Source organism: Leisingera sp. F5 (genome assembly GCF_001593695.1).
In genome coordinates, this window is record NZ_LUKH01000019.1 from 26,215 (window position 1) to 42,227 (window position 16,013).

13 protein-coding genes are annotated in these 16,013 nt (G+C 62.7%); 5 read left to right on the plus strand and 8 right to left on the minus strand.

Going from position 1 to position 16,013, the window contains the following annotated elements:
• Positions 1-117 precede the first annotated feature (117 nt).
• The 5 genes from ugpB (at position 118) to A2I95_RS14510 (ending at position 5,245) form a co-directional block, all read left to right on the plus strand.
• Positions 118-1,425: a sn-glycerol-3-phosphate ABC transporter substrate-binding protein UgpB gene (gene ugpB, locus A2I95_RS14490; RefSeq protein WP_291730574.1), complete on the plus strand. Its 1,308-nt coding sequence runs from the start codon at positions 118-120 to the stop codon at positions 1,423-1,425.
• A gap of 72 nt (positions 1,426-1,497) precedes the next feature.
• A complete protein-coding gene (gene ugpA / locus A2I95_RS14495) occupies positions 1,498-2,379 on the plus strand; it encodes a sn-glycerol-3-phosphate ABC transporter permease UgpA (protein WP_291730575.1) in 882 nt (293 codons plus the stop codon).
• A complete protein-coding gene (gene ugpE, locus A2I95_RS14500) occupies positions 2,379-3,230 on the plus strand; it encodes a sn-glycerol-3-phosphate ABC transporter permease UgpE (RefSeq protein WP_291730576.1) in 852 nt (283 codons plus the stop codon). The genes ugpA and ugpE overlap by 1 nt, the downstream gene beginning before the upstream one ends.
• 12 nt (positions 3,231-3,242) lie before the next feature.
• The gene (locus A2I95_RS14505) at positions 3,243-4,298 is read left to right on the plus strand and encodes a sn-glycerol-3-phosphate import ATP-binding protein UgpC (protein ID WP_291730577.1); all 1,056 of its coding nucleotides are present in this window, start codon (positions 3,243-3,245) and stop codon (positions 4,296-4,298) included.
• Positions 4,298-5,245: a glycerophosphodiester phosphodiesterase family protein gene (locus A2I95_RS14510; protein ID WP_291730578.1), complete on the plus strand. Its 948-nt coding sequence runs from the start codon at positions 4,298-4,300 to the stop codon at positions 5,243-5,245. Before A2I95_RS14505 ends, A2I95_RS14510 begins: the two co-directional genes overlap by 1 nt.
• A gap of 87 nt (positions 5,246-5,332) precedes the next feature.
• On the opposite strand, the gene hutU is transcribed toward A2I95_RS14510, so the two are convergent.
• From hutU to repA, 8 genes are all read right to left on the minus strand, one after another.
• Positions 5,333-7,015, minus strand: coding sequence for a urocanate hydratase (hutU, locus tag A2I95_RS14515; RefSeq protein WP_291730579.1), 1,683 nt, complete (start codon positions 7,013-7,015; stop codon positions 5,333-5,335).
• Positions 7,012-7,797, minus strand: coding sequence for an N-formylglutamate deformylase (gene hutG, locus A2I95_RS14520; RefSeq protein ID WP_291730580.1), 786 nt, complete (start codon positions 7,795-7,797; stop codon positions 7,012-7,014). Before hutG ends, hutU begins: the two co-directional genes overlap by 4 nt.
• The gene (hutH, locus tag A2I95_RS14525) at positions 7,794-9,317 is read right to left on the minus strand and encodes a histidine ammonia-lyase (protein WP_291730631.1); all 1,524 of its coding nucleotides are present in this window, start codon (positions 9,315-9,317) and stop codon (positions 7,794-7,796) included. Before hutH ends, hutG begins: the two co-directional genes overlap by 4 nt.
• Positions 9,318-9,322: 5 nt before the next feature.
• Positions 9,323-10,531 carry an imidazolonepropionase gene (gene hutI, locus A2I95_RS14530; protein WP_291730581.1) on the minus strand — a complete coding sequence of 403 codons (1,209 nt, stop codon included), beginning with the start codon at positions 10,529-10,531 and terminating at the stop codon, positions 9,323-9,325.
• 91 nt (positions 10,532-10,622) lie between these two features.
• Positions 10,623-11,948 carry an MFS transporter gene (locus tag A2I95_RS14535; protein WP_291730582.1) on the minus strand — a complete coding sequence of 442 codons (1,326 nt, stop codon included), beginning with the start codon at positions 11,946-11,948 and terminating at the stop codon, positions 10,623-10,625.
• 381 nt (positions 11,949-12,329) lie between these two features.
• Positions 12,330-13,472 carry a plasmid replication protein RepC gene (gene repC / locus A2I95_RS14540; RefSeq protein ID WP_291730583.1) on the minus strand — a complete coding sequence of 381 codons (1,143 nt, stop codon included), beginning with the start codon at positions 13,470-13,472 and terminating at the stop codon, positions 12,330-12,332.
• Between the two features lie 182 nt (positions 13,473-13,654).
• On the minus strand, positions 13,655-14,629 hold the full coding sequence (gene repB, locus A2I95_RS14545) for a plasmid partitioning protein RepB (RefSeq protein WP_291730584.1): 975 nt from the start codon (positions 14,627-14,629) through the stop codon (positions 13,655-13,657).
• Positions 14,629-15,804 (minus strand): plasmid partitioning protein RepA, encoded by a 1,176-nt coding sequence (gene repA / locus A2I95_RS14550; RefSeq protein WP_129373086.1) that lies wholly within the window; start codon positions 15,802-15,804, stop codon positions 14,629-14,631. The genes repB and repA overlap by 1 nt, the downstream gene beginning before the upstream one ends.
• Between the last annotated feature and the right edge of the window lie 209 nt (positions 15,805-16,013).

The following is a 16,013-nucleotide window of genomic DNA, read 5'->3' on the forward strand; positions in this document are numbered from 1 at the left end:
AGAATGACACGTCACCGCATAACATCATGTTATGAAATTTGTCAAAAAACTTTTGCTTGAATTATCTTTCCCGCCGGACAAAAGCTATCGGCAGAGCCAACTTTGGGAGAGAAGCTCATGTCCGTTAAATCCTTGCTCTGCGCTTCGGCTGTTCTGGCCGTTGCTGGCAGCACCGCATTTGCAGAAACCGAAATTCAGTGGTGGCACGCCATGGGCGGCACCAATGGCGAGCGCGTCAACAAGATCGCCGCAGACTTCAACGCCACTCAGGACGAGTACAAGGTCGTGCCCGTCTACAAGGGCAATTACACCGAAACCATGACCGCAGCGATTGCCGCTTTCCGCGCCAAGGAACACCCGCAGATTGTGCAGGTCTTCGAGGTCGGCACCGCCACCATGATGGCCGCCAAAGGCGCCATCTATCCGGTTGAAAAGCTGATGAACGACGCAGGCGAACCGTTTGACGGCGATGCCTTCCTGCCCGCGGTGGTGTCCTACTACGAAACCCCCGAGGGCGAGCTGCTGTCGATGCCCTTCAACAGCTCCACCCCGGTGCTGTGGTACAACAAGGACGCGCTGGAGGCCGCAGGCGCCGACGTCCCGACAACTTGGGATGAGGTCAAGACCGCCTCGCAGAAGCTGGTCGGCAACGGCATGAAATGCGGTGTCTCCTTTGGCTGGCAGTCCTGGGTGATGATCGAGAACTTCTCGGCCTGGCACAACCTGCCCACCGGCACCAAGGAAAACGGCTTTGCCGGTTTCGACACCGAGCTGACCTTCAACAACGCCAGCGTGGCGGCGCGCCTGGATGATGTCGCCTCGATGGGCAAGGACGGGTTGTTTGTCTACGGCGGCCGCCGCGGCGACAGCCTGCCGATGTTCACCAACGGCGAATGCGGCATGTGGATGAACTCCTCGGCCTATTACGGCTCAATCTCTTCGCAGGCCCAGTTCGAGTTCGGCCAGTCCATGCTGCCGCTGGACACCAAGGTCGCCGACGCGCCGCAGAACTCGATCATCGGCGGCGCCACCCTGTGGGTGCTGGAGGGCCACGACGAGGCGGAATACAAGGGCACCGCCAAGTTCCTGACCTACCTGTCCTCGCCCGAGGTGCAGTCCTGGTGGCATCAGGAAACCGGCTATGTGCCGATCACCACCGCTGCCTATGAGCTGTCCAAGGAACAGGGGTTCTATGACAGCAACCCCGGCACCGACACCGCGATCAAGCAGCTGAGCCTGAACACCCCCACCGCCAACAGCCGCGGGCTGCGCTATGGCAACTTTGTTCAGGTCCGCGACGTGATCAACGAAGAGCTGGAGGCCCTGTGGGGCGGCGAGAAGACCGCCCAGGAAGCGCTGGATGCCGCGGTTGAGCGTGGCAACGACCTGCTGCGCCGGTTTGAGCGCACCGCCAACCCGTCCTAACCCATCCTGACGACCCGGCCCAGCCGCCCCTTCCCCGGGGCGGCTGGGCCACTTTCCTGACTGGGGCCTTTCATGCTCAAACGGGTGCATTTCCCAACCTCGGCGCTGCCTTACCTGCTGGTCGCGCCGCAAATCCTCATCACGCTGGTGTTCTTCATCTGGCCCGCCAGCCAGGCGATGTATCAGTCCTTTCTGATCGAAGACGCCTTTGGCCTTGGCACCGAATTTGTCTGGTTCGAAAACTTCGAGATCCTTGCCACCGACCACCACTACCTGGCCAGTTTCCAGCGCACCGCGGTGTTCTCCCTGCTGGTGGCGGGGCTGTCGATGGGCGTGGCGCTTCTGCTGGCAGGTTTTGCCCAGCGGGTGGTGCGCGGCGCCATGTTCTACCGCACCCTGCTGATCTGGCCCTATGCGGTCGCGCCCGTTCTGGCAGGCGCCCTGTGGGTGTTCATGTTCAACCCGACCCTTGGCATCTTCCCCTATTTCCTGGAATTCGCGGGCATCACCTGGAACCACTACCTGAACGGCACCCAGGCGATGGCGCTGGTGATCCTGGCCGCGGCGTGGAAGCAGGTCGCCTATAATTTCCTGTTCTACCTCGCCGCCATGCAGTCGATCCCCAATTCCGTGATCGAGGCCGCCGCCATCGACGGGGCAGGCCCGGCACGCCGGTTCTGGACCATCATCTTCCCGCTGATCTCGCCCACCACCTTCTTCCTGCTGGTGATCAACATGGTCTACGCCTTTTTCGAGACCTTCGGTATCATCCACGCCGTCACCCAGGGCGGCCCCGGCACCTCGACCACCATTCTGGTCTACAAGGTGTTCAACGACGGCTTTGTCGGCCTCGACCTCGGCGGCTCGGCCGCGCAGTCGGTGGTGCTGATGGTGCTGGTGATCGCCATGACCGTGGTCCAGTTCCGCTTTGTTGAAAGAAAGGTGGCATACTGATGGTCGAAAACCGCCCCCTCACCGCTTTTCTCACCCATCTGGTGCTGGTCCTCGGCGTCTTGGCCATTGCGCTGCCGGTCTGGATCACCTTTGTCGCCTCCACCCATGACCAGCTGCGGATGAACCAGGCGCCGCTGCCCCTGTGGCCGGGGGAGTACTTCCTGGAGAACATGAAGCAGACCCTGTTCGGCTCCGGCCTCAGCGGGACTGAGACCGCGCCGGTCTGGCTGATGCTGCTGAACTCCCTGGCGATGGCGCTGATGATTTCCACCGGCAAGATCGCAATTTCACTGCTGTCGGCCTTTGCCATCGTCTATTTCAAATTCCCGTTCCGCATGGGGTTCTTCTGGATGATCTTCATCACCCTGATGCTGCCGGTCGAGGTGCGGATCCTGCCCACGTTCGAGGTGGTCGCCAATCTCGGAATGCTGAACAGCTACTGGGGATTGTCGATCCCGCTGATCGCCTCCGCCACCGCCACATTCATGTTCCGGCAGGTGTTCCTGACGGTGCCGGATGAACTCTTGGAGAGCGCGCGCATCGACGGCGCCGGGCCGCTCAGGTTCTTCTTTGACATCCTGCTGCCCTTGTCGCGCACCAATATCGCGGCGCTGTTTGTGATCCTGTTTATCTTCGGCTGGAACCAGTACCTCTGGCCGCTGTTGATCACCACCGACACCTCGATGACCACCATCGTGATGTCGATCAAGCAGATGCTGGAAGCGGCCGAGCAAAGCCCGCAATGGAACATCATCATGACCACGGCCCTTTTGGCGATGATCCCGCCGGTGTTTGTGGTCATCGCAATGCAAAAGCTCTTTGTGCAGGGCTTGACGGAAACCGATAAGTAAGGCGCCTGACAGATGGCTGATATTCAACTCACAGACCTGGTGAAATCCTACGGGCCGACCCAAGTGCTCCACCATGTCGAAGGCGGCATCAAGGATGGCGAATTTATCGTCATCGTCGGTCCCTCCGGCTGCGGCAAATCCACGTTGCTGCGGATGGTGGCGGGGCTGGAAAGCGTCACCTCCGGCGAAATCCGCATCGGCGGCAACCGGGTGAATGAACTGGAACCCTCTGCGCGCGACATCGCCATGGTGTTCCAGAACTACGCGCTTTATCCGCATATGTCGGTGCGCCAGAACATGGCTTACGGCCTGAAGATCCGCAAACTGCCCAAGGATGAGATCAACCGCCGCGTCGAAGAGGCCGCCGAGATCCTGGAGATCAAGCAATACCTTGACCGCAAGCCGCGCCAGCTGTCCGGCGGCCAGCGCCAGCGGGTGGCCATGGGCCGCGCCATTGTGCGCGATCCGCAGGTGTTCCTGTTTGACGAGCCGCTGTCGAACCTCGACGCCAAGCTGCGGGTGCAGATGCGCCTGGAAATCCGCAAGCTGCAGCAGCGGCTGGGGGTGACCTCGATCTACGTGACCCACGATCAGGTCGAGGCAATGACGCTGGGCGACCGGCTGATGGTGCTGAACGGCGGCTATGTCGAACAGTTCGGCACCCCGATCGAGCTGTATGACCGCCCGGCTTCGGTGTTTGTGGCGGGTTTCATCGGCAGTCCGGCAATGAACTTCTTCCCGGCGGAACTTGGCAACGGCCAGGCCGCCCTGCCCGGCGGCGCCGTGCTGCCGGTGGCCTCGGCCCATTCCGGCGCTGCAACCCTGGGCCTGCGCCCTGAACACCTGACCGCGGATGTAAACGGCCCGATTGCGCTTGAGGTGGACCTGTTGGAGCAGCTGGGTGCCAACACCCTGATCCACGGACGCCTGCAGGGCACCGAACACGCCCTCACCGCCAGCGTTCCGGGCCACGCCCGCGACAGCATCGGCAGCATCCGCCGTTTTTCCGCCACGCCAGCGCTGACACATCTGTTCGACACCGCCTCCGGCAAGCGTCTGGCAGGCTGATGGGCTACCCGCAGATCCCTGCCTTTGCAGGCGCGCCCGGCGTGATCCGGCTGATCGGCCACCGCGGCGCCCGCGGCGTGCTGCCGGAAAACACAATGGAAGGCTTTGAGTTCACCCTGAAAACCGGGGTGGAGCTGCTGGAGCTGGATGTCACCACCACAGCCGACGGGGTGGCGGTGATCACCCACAATCACCGCCTCACCCCCTCGATGGTGCGCGATGCGGAAGGGCAATGGCTGCAAGCCACGCCACCCAAAGTCTCAGCCCTCAGCTTTGCCGAACTGCAGCAATACGACGTGGGCGGGCTGGACAGCAGCAGCGCCTATGGTCGGCGTTTCCCGGATCAGGCTTTCCTCAGCAACATCCGCATTCCCCGTCTCGCAGACCTGCTGGCGCTGCTGCAACAGCCCGCACACCAGGGCGTGCATCTGCTGCTGGAGATCAAGTCCGACCCGGACCTCCTGTCCGACACCGCCGCCCGCCGGGCGCTGGTCGGGGCAGTTGTTTCAGAGGTCCGCAAGGCCAATCTGCAGCCCCGGACCGTGCTGCACAGTTTCGACTGGGATCTGCTGGCCGACTGTCAGCGCCTCGCCCCGGAAATGCCCGCATCTTTCCTCACCCAACTGCCGGAGAACGCCGCAGATGTGGGCGAGGATTCCTCCAAGGCGGTCAACCCCGTTGCAGGCTGCACTGCGCTCGACCTGCCAGCCCGCGTCGCCGCCGCCGGGGGCCAGTTCTGGTGCCCCTATTACCTGGACATCACCGCGGACTCCCTCTCCCTCTCCCTCGCCCGCGACCTGGGCCTGACAACCGTGGTCTGGACGGTGAACGAGCCCGAGGACATCGAACGCATGATCGACCTCGGTGTTGATGCGATCTGTTCCGACTATCCGGGCCGGGTGCAGCGCCTGCTGCTGAAGCGCGGGCTGCACTGGCGCGCCAACTGATAAAGGCCGTTCTTCTTACAGAAGAACGGCCTTTAAAAATCGATTCTTCATGGCTGAAATCCGCGCCGGATTTCAGCCTTTTTCATGTCACCGCAAGATACCGGGCAAGTTAAGCCCATGCTCGCGCGCGCAGTCCTTGGCGATGCCGTACCCCGCATCTGCATGGCGCATCACGCCGGTCGCCGGATCATTCCACAGAACACGGCCGATGCGGCGGTCCGCGTCCTCGCTGCCGTCGCAGCAGATCACCACGCCGGAATGCTGCGAAAAGCCCATGCCGACGCCGCCGCCATGGTGCAGCGACACCCAGGTCGCGCCGGAGGCCGTGTTCAGGAGCGCGTTCAGCAGCGGCCAGTCGGACACCGCGTCCGAACCGTCCATCATCGATTCCGTTTCGCGGTTGGGCGAGGCGACCGAGCCGCTGTCCAGATGGTCGCGGCCAATGACGACCGGCGCCGACAATTCGCCAGTGCGGACCATCTCGTTGAACGCGAGACCGGCCTTGTGGCGGTCGCCCAAGCCGATCCAGCAGATCCGCGCGGGCAGACCCTGGAAGGCGATGCGTTCCTGCGCCATGTCCAGCCAGCGGTGCAGGCCTTCGTTCTCGGGGAACAGCTCCTTCATCTTGGCGTCGGTCTTCTTGATATCCTCCGGGTCGCCTGACAGTGCGCACCAGCGGAACGGGCCGATACCCTTACAGAACAACGGGCGGATATAGGCGGGCACAAAGCCGGGGAAGTCGAATGCGTTCTCCAGCCCCTCCTCCAGCGCCATCTGGCGGATGTTGTTGCCGTAATCGACGGTCGGAACACCCATCGCATGGAAGTCGCACATCGCCTTCACCTGCACCTTCATCGAGGCGCGGGCGGCTTTCTCAACCGCTTTCTTGTCGCTCTCGCGGCGTTCCTTCCACTCACCCATGGTCCAGCCCAGCGGCAGGTAGCCGTTCACCGGGTCATGCGCCGAGGTCTGGTCGGTCACGATGTCGGGGCGGATGCCGCCTGCTTCCGCGCGCTTCACCAGTTCCGGGAAGATCTCTGCCGCATTGCCCAGAAGGCCCACGGATTTCGCCTCGCCCGCGGCGGTCCAGCGCGCGATCATCTCCAGCGCCTCGTCCAGGGTTTCAGCCTTTTCGTCCAGGTATTTGGTGCGCAGGCGGAAGTCGATGCTGTCCGGGTTGCACTCCACCGCCAGGCAGGATGCCCCGGCAAAAACAGCTGCCAAAGGCTGCGCGCCGCCCATGCCGCCAAGGCCGCCGGTCAGGATCCACTTGCCGGTCAGATCGCCGCCGAAATGCTGGCGGCCGGCCTCGGCAAAGGTTTCATAGGTGCCCTGCACGATGCCCTGGGTGCCGATGTAAATCCACGAGCCCGCGGTCATCTGGCCGTACATCATCAGGCCCTTTTTATCGAGCTCGTTGAAGTGGTCCCAGTTGGCCCAATGCGGCACCAGGTTGGAGTTGGCAATCAGCACGCGGGGCGCGTCCTTGTGGGTCTGAAAGACGCCAACCGGCTTGCCGGACTGCACCATCAGGGTCTGGTCTTCTTCCAGGTTTTTCAGGGTCTCGACGATCAGGTCGAAATCCTGCCAGGTGCGCGCGGCACGGCCGATGCCGCCGTAGACCACCAGCTCATGCGGGTTTTCCGCCACATCGGGATGCAGGTTGTTCATCATCATCCGCATCGGCGCCTCGGTCATCCAGGACTTGGCGGTGATTTCCGAACCGGTGGGCGGGAAGATGTCGCGGGTGTTCTTGCGGGGATCGCTCATGCCGAGGGCCTCCAGTTTTTGAGATCAGTCAGGATTTTGGTGAGATGCGCGCGCAGCTGTTCCGCGCGCTCCGGCAGATAGGTCCAGGGGGGGCTTTCCTGGCAGTAGGTGGCCTGCGCCAGTTCCATCTGGATCGCGTGCAGGCCGTCCGCAGGGCGTCCGTAATGGCGGGTGGTCCAGCCGCCTTTGAAACGCCCGTTGAGGGTGGAGGTATAACCCTCCGCCGCTTCGCAATTGGCGACGGTCAGCGCCTCAATGGCCGGATCGCAGGTCGCGCCCATGTTGGTGCCCACGTTGAAATCCGGCAGGCGGCCTTCGAACAGGAACGGAATATCGCCGCGGATCGAGTGGCAGTCATAAAGGATGGCAAAGCCGTGGATCGCCTTCACCCGCTCCAGCTCCGCCGCCAGCGCGGCGTGATAAGGTGCGTGATAGGCGTCGCGGCGGCGGGCGGTTTCCGCCTCGTCCGGCTCCTTGCCGTCATGCCAGATCGGCAGCCCGTCAAAATCTGTAAGCGGCACCAGCGTGGTAGTGTTTTGCCCTGGATAGAGACTGATACCGGCGGGATCGCGGTTCACGTCGATCACATAGCGATGGATGGGGGTGCGAACGGTTGTCACCTCCTCCACCAGCCCCGCGTAGAGGTCGTGGATATGCCAGTCGGTATCAGCCAATGCCCTGCCCGTCTCGTTCAGGCGCTCCCAGATTTCCAGCGGCACATCGGTGCCGGTGTGGGGCAGCCCCAGCACCAGCGGCGAGGCGCCTTGGGTGACCTCAATCATGCCGCCACCTTCACGCCAGCGGCATCCGCAACCCGGCCCGCGCGGACCATGGCGCTGGCAGCCTCGATATCCGGTGCCAGATAGCGGTCTTCCGCCAGCGCGGGGATATCGGTGCGCAGCATTGCCAGAACGTCCTGCAGGCGCGCGGAGGTTTGCAGCGGCGCCCGTGCCTCCACCCCTTGCGCGGCACAGAGCATCTCAACACCCAGGATCACCGACAGGTTCGCATTCATCCGTCCCAGCCGCAGCGCACCGTGGGCGGCCATTGACACGTGGTCCTCCTGGTTGGCCGATGTCGGCGTCGAGTCCGTCACGCAAGGATTAGCTAAGTGTTTGTTTTCGCTCATCAATGCGGCGGTAGTCACTTCAGCAATCATGAAGCCGGAATTGAGGCCCGGATCAGGCGTCAGGAACGGCGGCAGGTCGTGGCTGAGGGTCGGGTCCACCATCAGCGCCACCCGGCGCTGCGCAATGGCGCCGATTTCGGCCACGGCCAGCGCAATCTGATCAGCAGCAAAGCCCACATATTCGGCGTGGAAGTTGCCGCCCGAAACGATGCGCCCCTCATTCACCAGCACCAGAGGGTTGTCGGTGACGGCGTTGGCCTCGATCTCCAGCGTCTTCGCAGCCATCCGCAGCACGTCCAGCGCTGCGCCCACCACCTGCGGCTGGCAGCGGATGCAGTACGGGTCTTGCACGCGGGTGTCGCCTTCGCGGTGGCTTTCGCGGATTTCGGAGCCGTCCATGATGCCGCGCATCTGTTGCGCAACGTCGATCTGCCCGGCATGGCCGCGCAGTGTGTGGATATCGGCGATCAGCGGCGCGGTGGAGCCCATGATGGCGTCGGTGGACAGCGACGCAATCGCCATCGACGCCTCGGCCATGCGCCAAGCATCAAACAGCCCTGCCAGCGCGCAGGCGGTTGAAAACTGGGTGCCGTTGATCAACCCCAAGCCTTCCTTGGGACCCAGCACAATCGGCTCTAACCCGGCCTTTTTCAGTGCTTCCGCGCTGGACATGCGGGTGCCTTGGTACGTGGCTTCCCCTGCCCCGATCATCGCCGCCGCCATATGCGCCAGCGGCGCCAGGTCGCCGGAGGCGCCCACGGACCCCTGCGACGGGATCACCGGCACCACGCCGCGTTCCAGCATCTGCTCGATCTGCTCAATCACCAGCCAGCGCACGCCAGAGGCGCCGCGGCCCATCGACAGCAGTTTCAGCGTCATCATCAGCCGGGTCTTGTCCTCCGGCAGCGCCTCCCCTACCCCGCAGCAATGCGACAGGATCAGATTGCGCTGCAGGGTGGCGGTATCGGCGGGTGCGATCTTGGTCGAGGCCAGCTTGCCGAAGCCGGTGTTGATGCCATAGACAGCGTCCTCGCCTGCAGCGGCATCCGCCACCATCTGCGCGGCGGCCTCCACCGGCCCACGGGCGGAGGCGTCCAGCTTGGCCGGAGTCAGGTTGCGGTAGATAGCTTCCAGCGTGGACAGGGTCACTGTGCCCGGAACCATCTGAATCATCTCGATCATTGTTTGCCCTCATGAATACGGGTGTAAAGCGGGTTGAAGCCGATGCGGTAGGCAAGCTCGCCGGGCGTTTCCACGTCCCAGACCGCCAGATCGGCGCGCATGCCGGCGGCGATCTGGCCCCGGTCACTCAGCCCCAGCGCGCGGGCTGCATTGCGTGTGACGCCTGCCAGCGCCTCCTCCGGGGTCATGCGGAACAGAGTGCAGCCCATGTTCATGGCCAGCAGAAGCGAGGTCAGCGGCGAGGAGCCGGGGTTGCAATCCGTCGCCAGCGCCATCGGCACGCCGTGGCTGCGGAAGTGCTCGATCGGCGGTGCCTGGGTTTCGCGGATGGTGTAAAACGCGCCCGGCAGGATCACCGCCACCGAACCGGAGTCCGCCATCGCCTTGGCATCGTCCTCGGTCGCGTATTCCACGTGATCAACTGACAATGCGCTGTACTGCGCCGCCAGTCCAGTGCCACCCTGATGGCTCAGCTGCTCGGCGTGCAGCTTGACCGGCAGGCCCAGCTCCTGCGCAACTTTGAACACGCGTTCGATCTGCGCAGGCGCAAAGGCGATGTTCTCGCAGAAACCGTCGACCGCATCGACCAGCCCTTCGGCATGGGCGGCGCGCAGGGCGGGAATGCAGACCTCGTCAATGTAGGCGTCATCCCGGCCCTTGTATTCACCAGGCGTGGCATGAGCGCCAAGGAAGGTAGTTTTCACCGTCACCGGGCGCAGTTCGCCCAGACGGCGGGCGGCGCGCAGCATGTTGAGTTCGGTTTCCCGGTCCAGCCCATAGCCGGATTTCACCTCCACCACGGAGGCCCCCTCGGCGATCAGCGCATCCAGCCGCGGCAGCGCGCCCTGCACCAGATCCTCCAGCGATGCGGTGCGGGTCGCGGACACGGTGGAGACGATACCGCCCCCTGCCCTTGCAACCTCTTCATACGAGGCGCCGTTCAGGCGCATCTCGAATTCCATCGCCCGGTTGCCGCCAAAGACGATATGGGTGTGGCAGTCGATCAGCCCCGGCGTCAGCAGCCGGCCGCCCAGATCACGCTGCTCCCAGGAAAAATTGTCAGCTGACAATTTTTCCCGCGGACCGGCCCAAACAATCCTGCCGCCGGAAACCGCAACCGCGCCGTCCTCAATCAACCCATAAGGCGCTTCCGTCCCGGCCATGGTGGCCAGACGCGCGCCAGTCAGAACAAATTCCCCAGTCACAGAATCCCTAAGTCCCTTTACTGCCGTTTCGGCAATAAACTACGGATTTAGGCGATTATGTCTAGTCATAAAACACGGCAGCTCTCCTGCCCTATCTACCCTCACTATGCGGGACCCGCGGGTGCAGATCATCAATGATGATCGGATGAGCATGCGGGGAGCCGCCTTGCAGATGCGGATGGTCCGGCGGCAGATCGGAGTGGCTATGCGCAACAGGGGATGCGCTGTCCGCGGGCCACAGGCGGTGCGCGGCGATCAGCCCGGCGGTTGCCAGCAGAGCCAAGGCCAGCATCGCCGCTCCCCCGCCCCAGGCGGCCATCAGCCAGGCTGACAGCGGATAGAATACCAGCCAGCAGGCATGCGACAGGGTGAACTGTGCCGCAAAGATTGCGGGCCGGTCCTCTGCATGGGCTGAGCGCGCCAGCAACCGCCCCGACGGTGTCAGAATGGCAGAATAGCCGACGCCGATCACGGCCCAGGCAATTGCCAGCCGTGCATATGTCAGCGGCGCCGCAAAGGCAGCCAGCGACAAACCCGCCAGCGCAGCAATACCCAAACCCGCCCCCGCCAGCATAACATTCCGGTCGCTGATCCGTTCCAGCAGGCGCGGCAGCAGCATGGCCGACAGCATCGAGCCGCCGCCAAACGCAGCCAGCGTCAGCGCAACCGAGGTTTCCGGCAGCTCGAGTTCCGCGCGCACCAGCACCACCGTGTTCACGATCACCATCGACCCGATTGCGGAAACCACCCAGTTCAGCGCCAGCAGCCCGCGCAGCCGCGGCGTTTTCAGGCAATTCCGGATCCCCCGGGTGGTCCGCTCGTACACCGGGCGCAGCACGGATGGCTTAGGCGACGGCAGCGCAATGGAAAACAGCAGCAGCGCTGATCCCGCGAACCCAGCGGCAGTGCCCCAGAACAGCGTCGAGGAGCTCACCAGCAGCAGCAGTGCTGCGGCCAGCATTGGACTGGCCAGGCTCTCCAGCTCAAAAGCCAGCCGCGACAGGGACAGTGCCTGGGTGTAATCCTTCTCCTGCGTCAGCACATCGGGGATCGACGCCTGGAAGGCAGGCGTAAACCCGGCGGAGGCCGATTGCAGCACAAAGATCAGCACATAGACCTGCCAGATCTCATTGACGAACGGCAGGCAAACGGCGACCGCCATCCGCACCAGATCCAGCAGGATCAGCATCCTTTGCCGGTTCACCTGCTGGGCCCAGGCAGCGGCAATCGGGGCGACGGTGACATAGGCCACCATCTTGATCGTCAGCGCGGTGCCCAGAACCAGCCCGGCGCGCTCACCTGCCAGGTCAAAGGCCAGAAGGCCAAGCGCCACGGTCGCCAGCCCGGTGCCGGTCAGGGCCACGATCTGGGCCAGGAATAAATGCCGGTAAGTCCGGTTGCGCAGGATAGTGAGCATGGAGCGGCGTGTTCCTTTTGCTGTAAAGACCCCGTCACTGTGGTCATCGTGCGGTGGCGAAAGCAATGGATTGATTTGCCGTAGCAGTGCGGAAAGTTAGAAATTGTCAGCTGACAATTTCTGCAGCCGCGTCCGGACCGGCACCGGAAAGACAGGGGCCGGATTGCCCTGCGCACCGTTTATGCCTGGACACCCCTCGCTTTCGGCCCCCTGTTTTGCCGTGAATTCCAGCGGCGGGCAAAAGTTGTCAGCTGACAACTTTGCTCCGAGGCATCGATGCAAGCCGTTCCCTAGCGAACTGTTTGGCGGAGTTTCCACAGCGGACGGAGAACCGGTCCGGGCCTGAGCAGCCAAAGCCCCCCCCTATGCTCCAAAAAATTGTCAGCTGACAATTTCCGCCCGGTGGCCTGCCTGCAGCAGCGCATTCAGCATTGGCGCGGTAGAAAACTGACCTGTACGCGCCTTCTGCGCCAGCCGCCGCAGATAAGCGCCGGGGCTGCGGATGGTACTGAGTTTCTCCAGGATGCACATAACCGCTGTTGCGGCCTCCTTGCGGCCCATCGCTGCGCGGGCGTCGCTGAGCACAGGCATCTCGATACCGATCATTGGTGAAATCTTCTCGGCTATACGGTCGGCATCCTGCCAGCTGCGCAACCCGTCAGGATAGTAAGATTGCACTTCCGGGCAGGCACGCAGGACGGTGGCCAGTTCACTGTTTTTCTCTGCCTTGCTGTCCCCAGCGGCTGAACGCGCAGGCTGTTTGGAGGGCTGATCGGGCGGCGCCCCTTCAGAGTCAGAATCTTTTTTTATTGAATCCTGTATGTGCCGCTCATTCCGGCTGCCGGGGCCGCTCAAAACGCGTGCAGGCAGCTTAGAGGCCCGCGGGGTTTCTTCGGGTGTACGGCTGGCAATTTCACTGCGCAGCGTTTCAGCCGCCTGGGTCAATTCGGCTTCGCAGGGTTTACGGCGCAGCAGTTTGCGCACAGTCTCCAGCAGCACCTCTGCCGTGCCATCTGCCAGCTCCAGAAGCTCTTGCCGCAACACGGCAACCCTGTCGCGCAGCACCGCCAAATGCTCGGCTCGGGCTTTGGCATCCAGCGCCGCATCAAAGATCTGGCAGGCATGGCAGGCGAGGGGGGACAGATCAAAGCCGAATGCCAGCGGCATGTCATCGCCGGTGCGCCGGGCATAGCGTTTGCGGTTGGGGCTGTTCTTCCGGCTGACAATACCCAGCTTGGTGAGGGCGGCCAGATGGCGGCGCAGGGTGCTTTCGGGCATCCCGTTCAACCGTTCCATCAGCTTGCGGTTCGACGGGAACACAATGGCGCTGCCCGGTTCCGCAGGCAGCGCCCGGTCCGGGAAAAAGGTCAGCAACGCCTTCAGCACGCCAAGGGTGCGGTGGCTCAGTTCAAATTCCGCGGCGGCGTGCGTCAGCGCAGCCAGAAGGTCCCACTTGTCGTGAGTACCTGCCAGCCGGCCGCACGGATCCTGCCGCCCAAATGCGATTTGGGACGCCTGTTCCATGTTATTTTCACGAAAGACAAAGAATTCCCGTCCCCATGCGGCGCATGGAGTTGACAGTGACGAGTCTGAAGGGCTATTCCAAAGGTGCTAAATCTGAGAACGGCCTTCTGGGATGTAATGTCCTGGGGGGCTTTTCTTTTGCCTGTTCACGTGCCTCCTGTTCTTAGTGTTTCTGCTCTTGCTCAGTCTTCCGGCTGCTCGGGCTGGTCTTGCTGCCAGCGGCCGTGAAGCTCTTCCATGATCTCTTCTGCATGGGCGTCGAACCAGGCGTCAAAGCCAGGCGTGTCCTTGGCAGAGATCGTCAGGGTAATGCCTTTGGCGGTGGACTTGATGCCTGCAACCTCAGCGCCGCCGCTGCCGGGCAGGCCACGGGTCTTCGGCGGGGCAGGGGCCGGTTTCGGGTCCTGCGGCACGCTCCGGGCATGTTTCAGAACGGCCTCGAACCGCCCGTCGGAGTCATAGGTCGTAAAGTCGGGCCGGTTTGTTCTGGTGATCGCCCGGGCCCGTGCTGCGGAATCGTCGAACAGCTTGACCAGCATCATCCAGCGGTCGCGGCCAATGCCGGGGGCTGAGCCGATCGTCCGCAGGAAGGGCAAATCAAAGGCTGTGCCAACCTTGAGCATCCGCGACACCATCGGCAGGTCGATCGACAGCGCCGCGGCAATTGTCTGCCGTCCATAGCCATCCGCCTGCAGCTGCGCCGCAAAGGCGGCCTTTTCAATGAAGCTGAGGTCCTGCCGCGAGGTGTTTTCCTGGCCCTGGGCCATCACCAGCGCATGATCATCCAGCTGCCGCACCATCGCCTTCACGGGCAGGCCCAGCTCGCGCAGCGCCTTCAGGCGGCGGCGGCCATAGACGATTTCGAACCGTCCCTGCGTCTTGGGATGCGGGCGCAGCAGCACCGGCACCTGCTGGCCATAGGTCTGCAGGCTGTCCTTTAACTGGTTGAAAGCCGCCCCGTCCATGCCCAAGCGGTCCTCATAGCCCGCATCGTCGATCAACGCGGTGTCGATCTCCTGCACGGCGCTTTCCTGCAGCTTGCTGAGCGAGGATTGCAGCGCCCCGACCGCGCCGCGCGGCATCATTTTGGGTTTCGGCCCGCCAGCGGATGCTGCGGGGCTGTTCAGGGCCGTGCTGAGAATGCCTTTGCGTGCCATCAACGCCTCCATGCGTGTTGAAGGAGCGATTCTATTTCATCGTTAACTTGATTCAGTGAATCCACCGCACGGTCATAGGTTGACCTGTGAAACTGGGATCTTTCGACCTCGTAAACCGTCTGCTGGGTCAGGCCCGCATCGGAAATCGCGGTGGATTTCAGCATCGGGGCGACCATGACCTCCTCACCGAACAGCTGCCGCATGAATGCAACCACCTGTTGCTGCGGTCCGTCATTCGGCTCGTACCGGTTGATCAGGAAGCGCAGGAAATCAAATTCCAGCGCGGCGCCGGCATTGGACACGACATCCAGCAGTTCGGCTGACATTTGCAGGAATTGCGACATCGACGCGATGTCGAGCATGTTCGGCACCACGGTGATGATGACACCAGTAGAGGCGCAGAGCGCCGACATCGTCAAATAGCCCAGCTGCGGCGGGCAGTCGAAGATGATCACATCGTAATCCTTCTCGACCTCCTGCAATGCTGCGGCCATGCGCGAGAAAAACGCAGGCTGAACGTTGTTCAAAAGTGCCTGCGGGGTTTCGTGCTCAAATTCCTGCAGGATCAACCCGCCGGGGGCCAGATCCAGGCCGCTGAAATAGGTCTGCTGGATGATCTGGCGCAGGGGCAGGGGGTCTTCATAGCGGATTGCGTCATAAATCGTCCCTGTTTCAAGGAAATCGACCTCGGGCCGATAGCCGAAAAGCGTCGTCAGCGACGCCTGCGGGTCGATATCCACCGCCAGCACCCGATAGCCCTTCAGGGCCAGCCGCTGGGCTGTGTGAATGGACGAGGTGGTTTTGCCCGATCCGCCCTTGAAGTTCAGGAACGACAGCACCTGCACCTTGTCGCCGTCGCGGCGGCCGCGCAGGTAGGTGCCGGGCGTTTTGGCCGCGGCATCCAGGATCTTGCGCATTTCCAACAGATCGGCGGCAGAATAGTGGCGCCGCCCGCCCGGTGTGGTGTGCACCTCGGGCAGTTTGCCGTCAAAATGCAGCTTGCGCAGGAAACTGGAGGAAATGCCCAGCATCTCTGCCGCCTCGCCTGCGCTGAACAGGCGCAATTCCTTCCTTGCATCCGGTGCGAAACTCGCCAGCATGTGGCTTTCGAGGGCCGCACTGAGGCTTTCCGCGTTCTCGCGGATTCGCTGATTGATGTGGAGTGCTACTGCCAACTGCTGCCCTCTCGATAGTAACGCTGTTTTGCGTCAGCGCCTTATTTATCGTTTCTATACGCAATGCGAACAGTGTTTTGCAATAGATTCCTTCGTTTACAGGTTGCAGGCGGGTTTCCGGAGTTGCAGCCGGACGGCCCGGCCTGTCCGAAAAATTATTTTAAGCCATTGAAGTAAAACAATTATAATTGATGGGCGAGAGCAGTCCA

Coding starts and splice junctions, on each gene's coding strand:
- A2I95_RS14510 (WP_291730578.1), top strand. CDS start 4,298: ATGGGCTACCCGCAGATCCCTGCCTTTGCAGGCGCGCCCGGCGTGATC.
- hutU (WP_291730579.1), bottom strand. CDS start 7,015: ATGAGCGATCCCCGCAAGAACACCCGCGACATCTTCCCGCCCACCGGT.
- repC (WP_291730583.1), bottom strand. CDS start 13,472: ATGGAACAGGCGTCCCAAATCGCATTTGGGCGGCAGGATCCGTGCGGC.
- ugpE (WP_291730576.1), top strand. CDS start 2,379: ATGGTCGAAAACCGCCCCCTCACCGCTTTTCTCACCCATCTGGTGCTG.
- ugpA (WP_291730575.1), top strand. CDS start 1,498: ATGCTCAAACGGGTGCATTTCCCAACCTCGGCGCTGCCTTACCTGCTG.
- hutH (WP_291730631.1), bottom strand. CDS start 9,317: ATGATTCAGATGGTTCCGGGCACAGTGACCCTGTCCACGCTGGAAGCT.
- A2I95_RS14535 (WP_291730582.1), bottom strand. CDS start 11,948: ATGCTCACTATCCTGCGCAACCGGACTTACCGGCATTTATTCCTGGCC.
- hutG (WP_291730580.1), bottom strand. CDS start 7,797: ATGATTGAGGTCACCCAAGGCGCCTCGCCGCTGGTGCTGGGGCTGCCC.
- A2I95_RS14505 (WP_291730577.1), top strand. CDS start 3,243: ATGGCTGATATTCAACTCACAGACCTGGTGAAATCCTACGGGCCGACC.
- ugpB (WP_291730574.1), top strand. CDS start 118: ATGTCCGTTAAATCCTTGCTCTGCGCTTCGGCTGTTCTGGCCGTTGCT.
- repB (WP_291730584.1), bottom strand. CDS start 14,629: ATGGCACGCAAAGGCATTCTCAGCACGGCCCTGAACAGCCCCGCAGCA.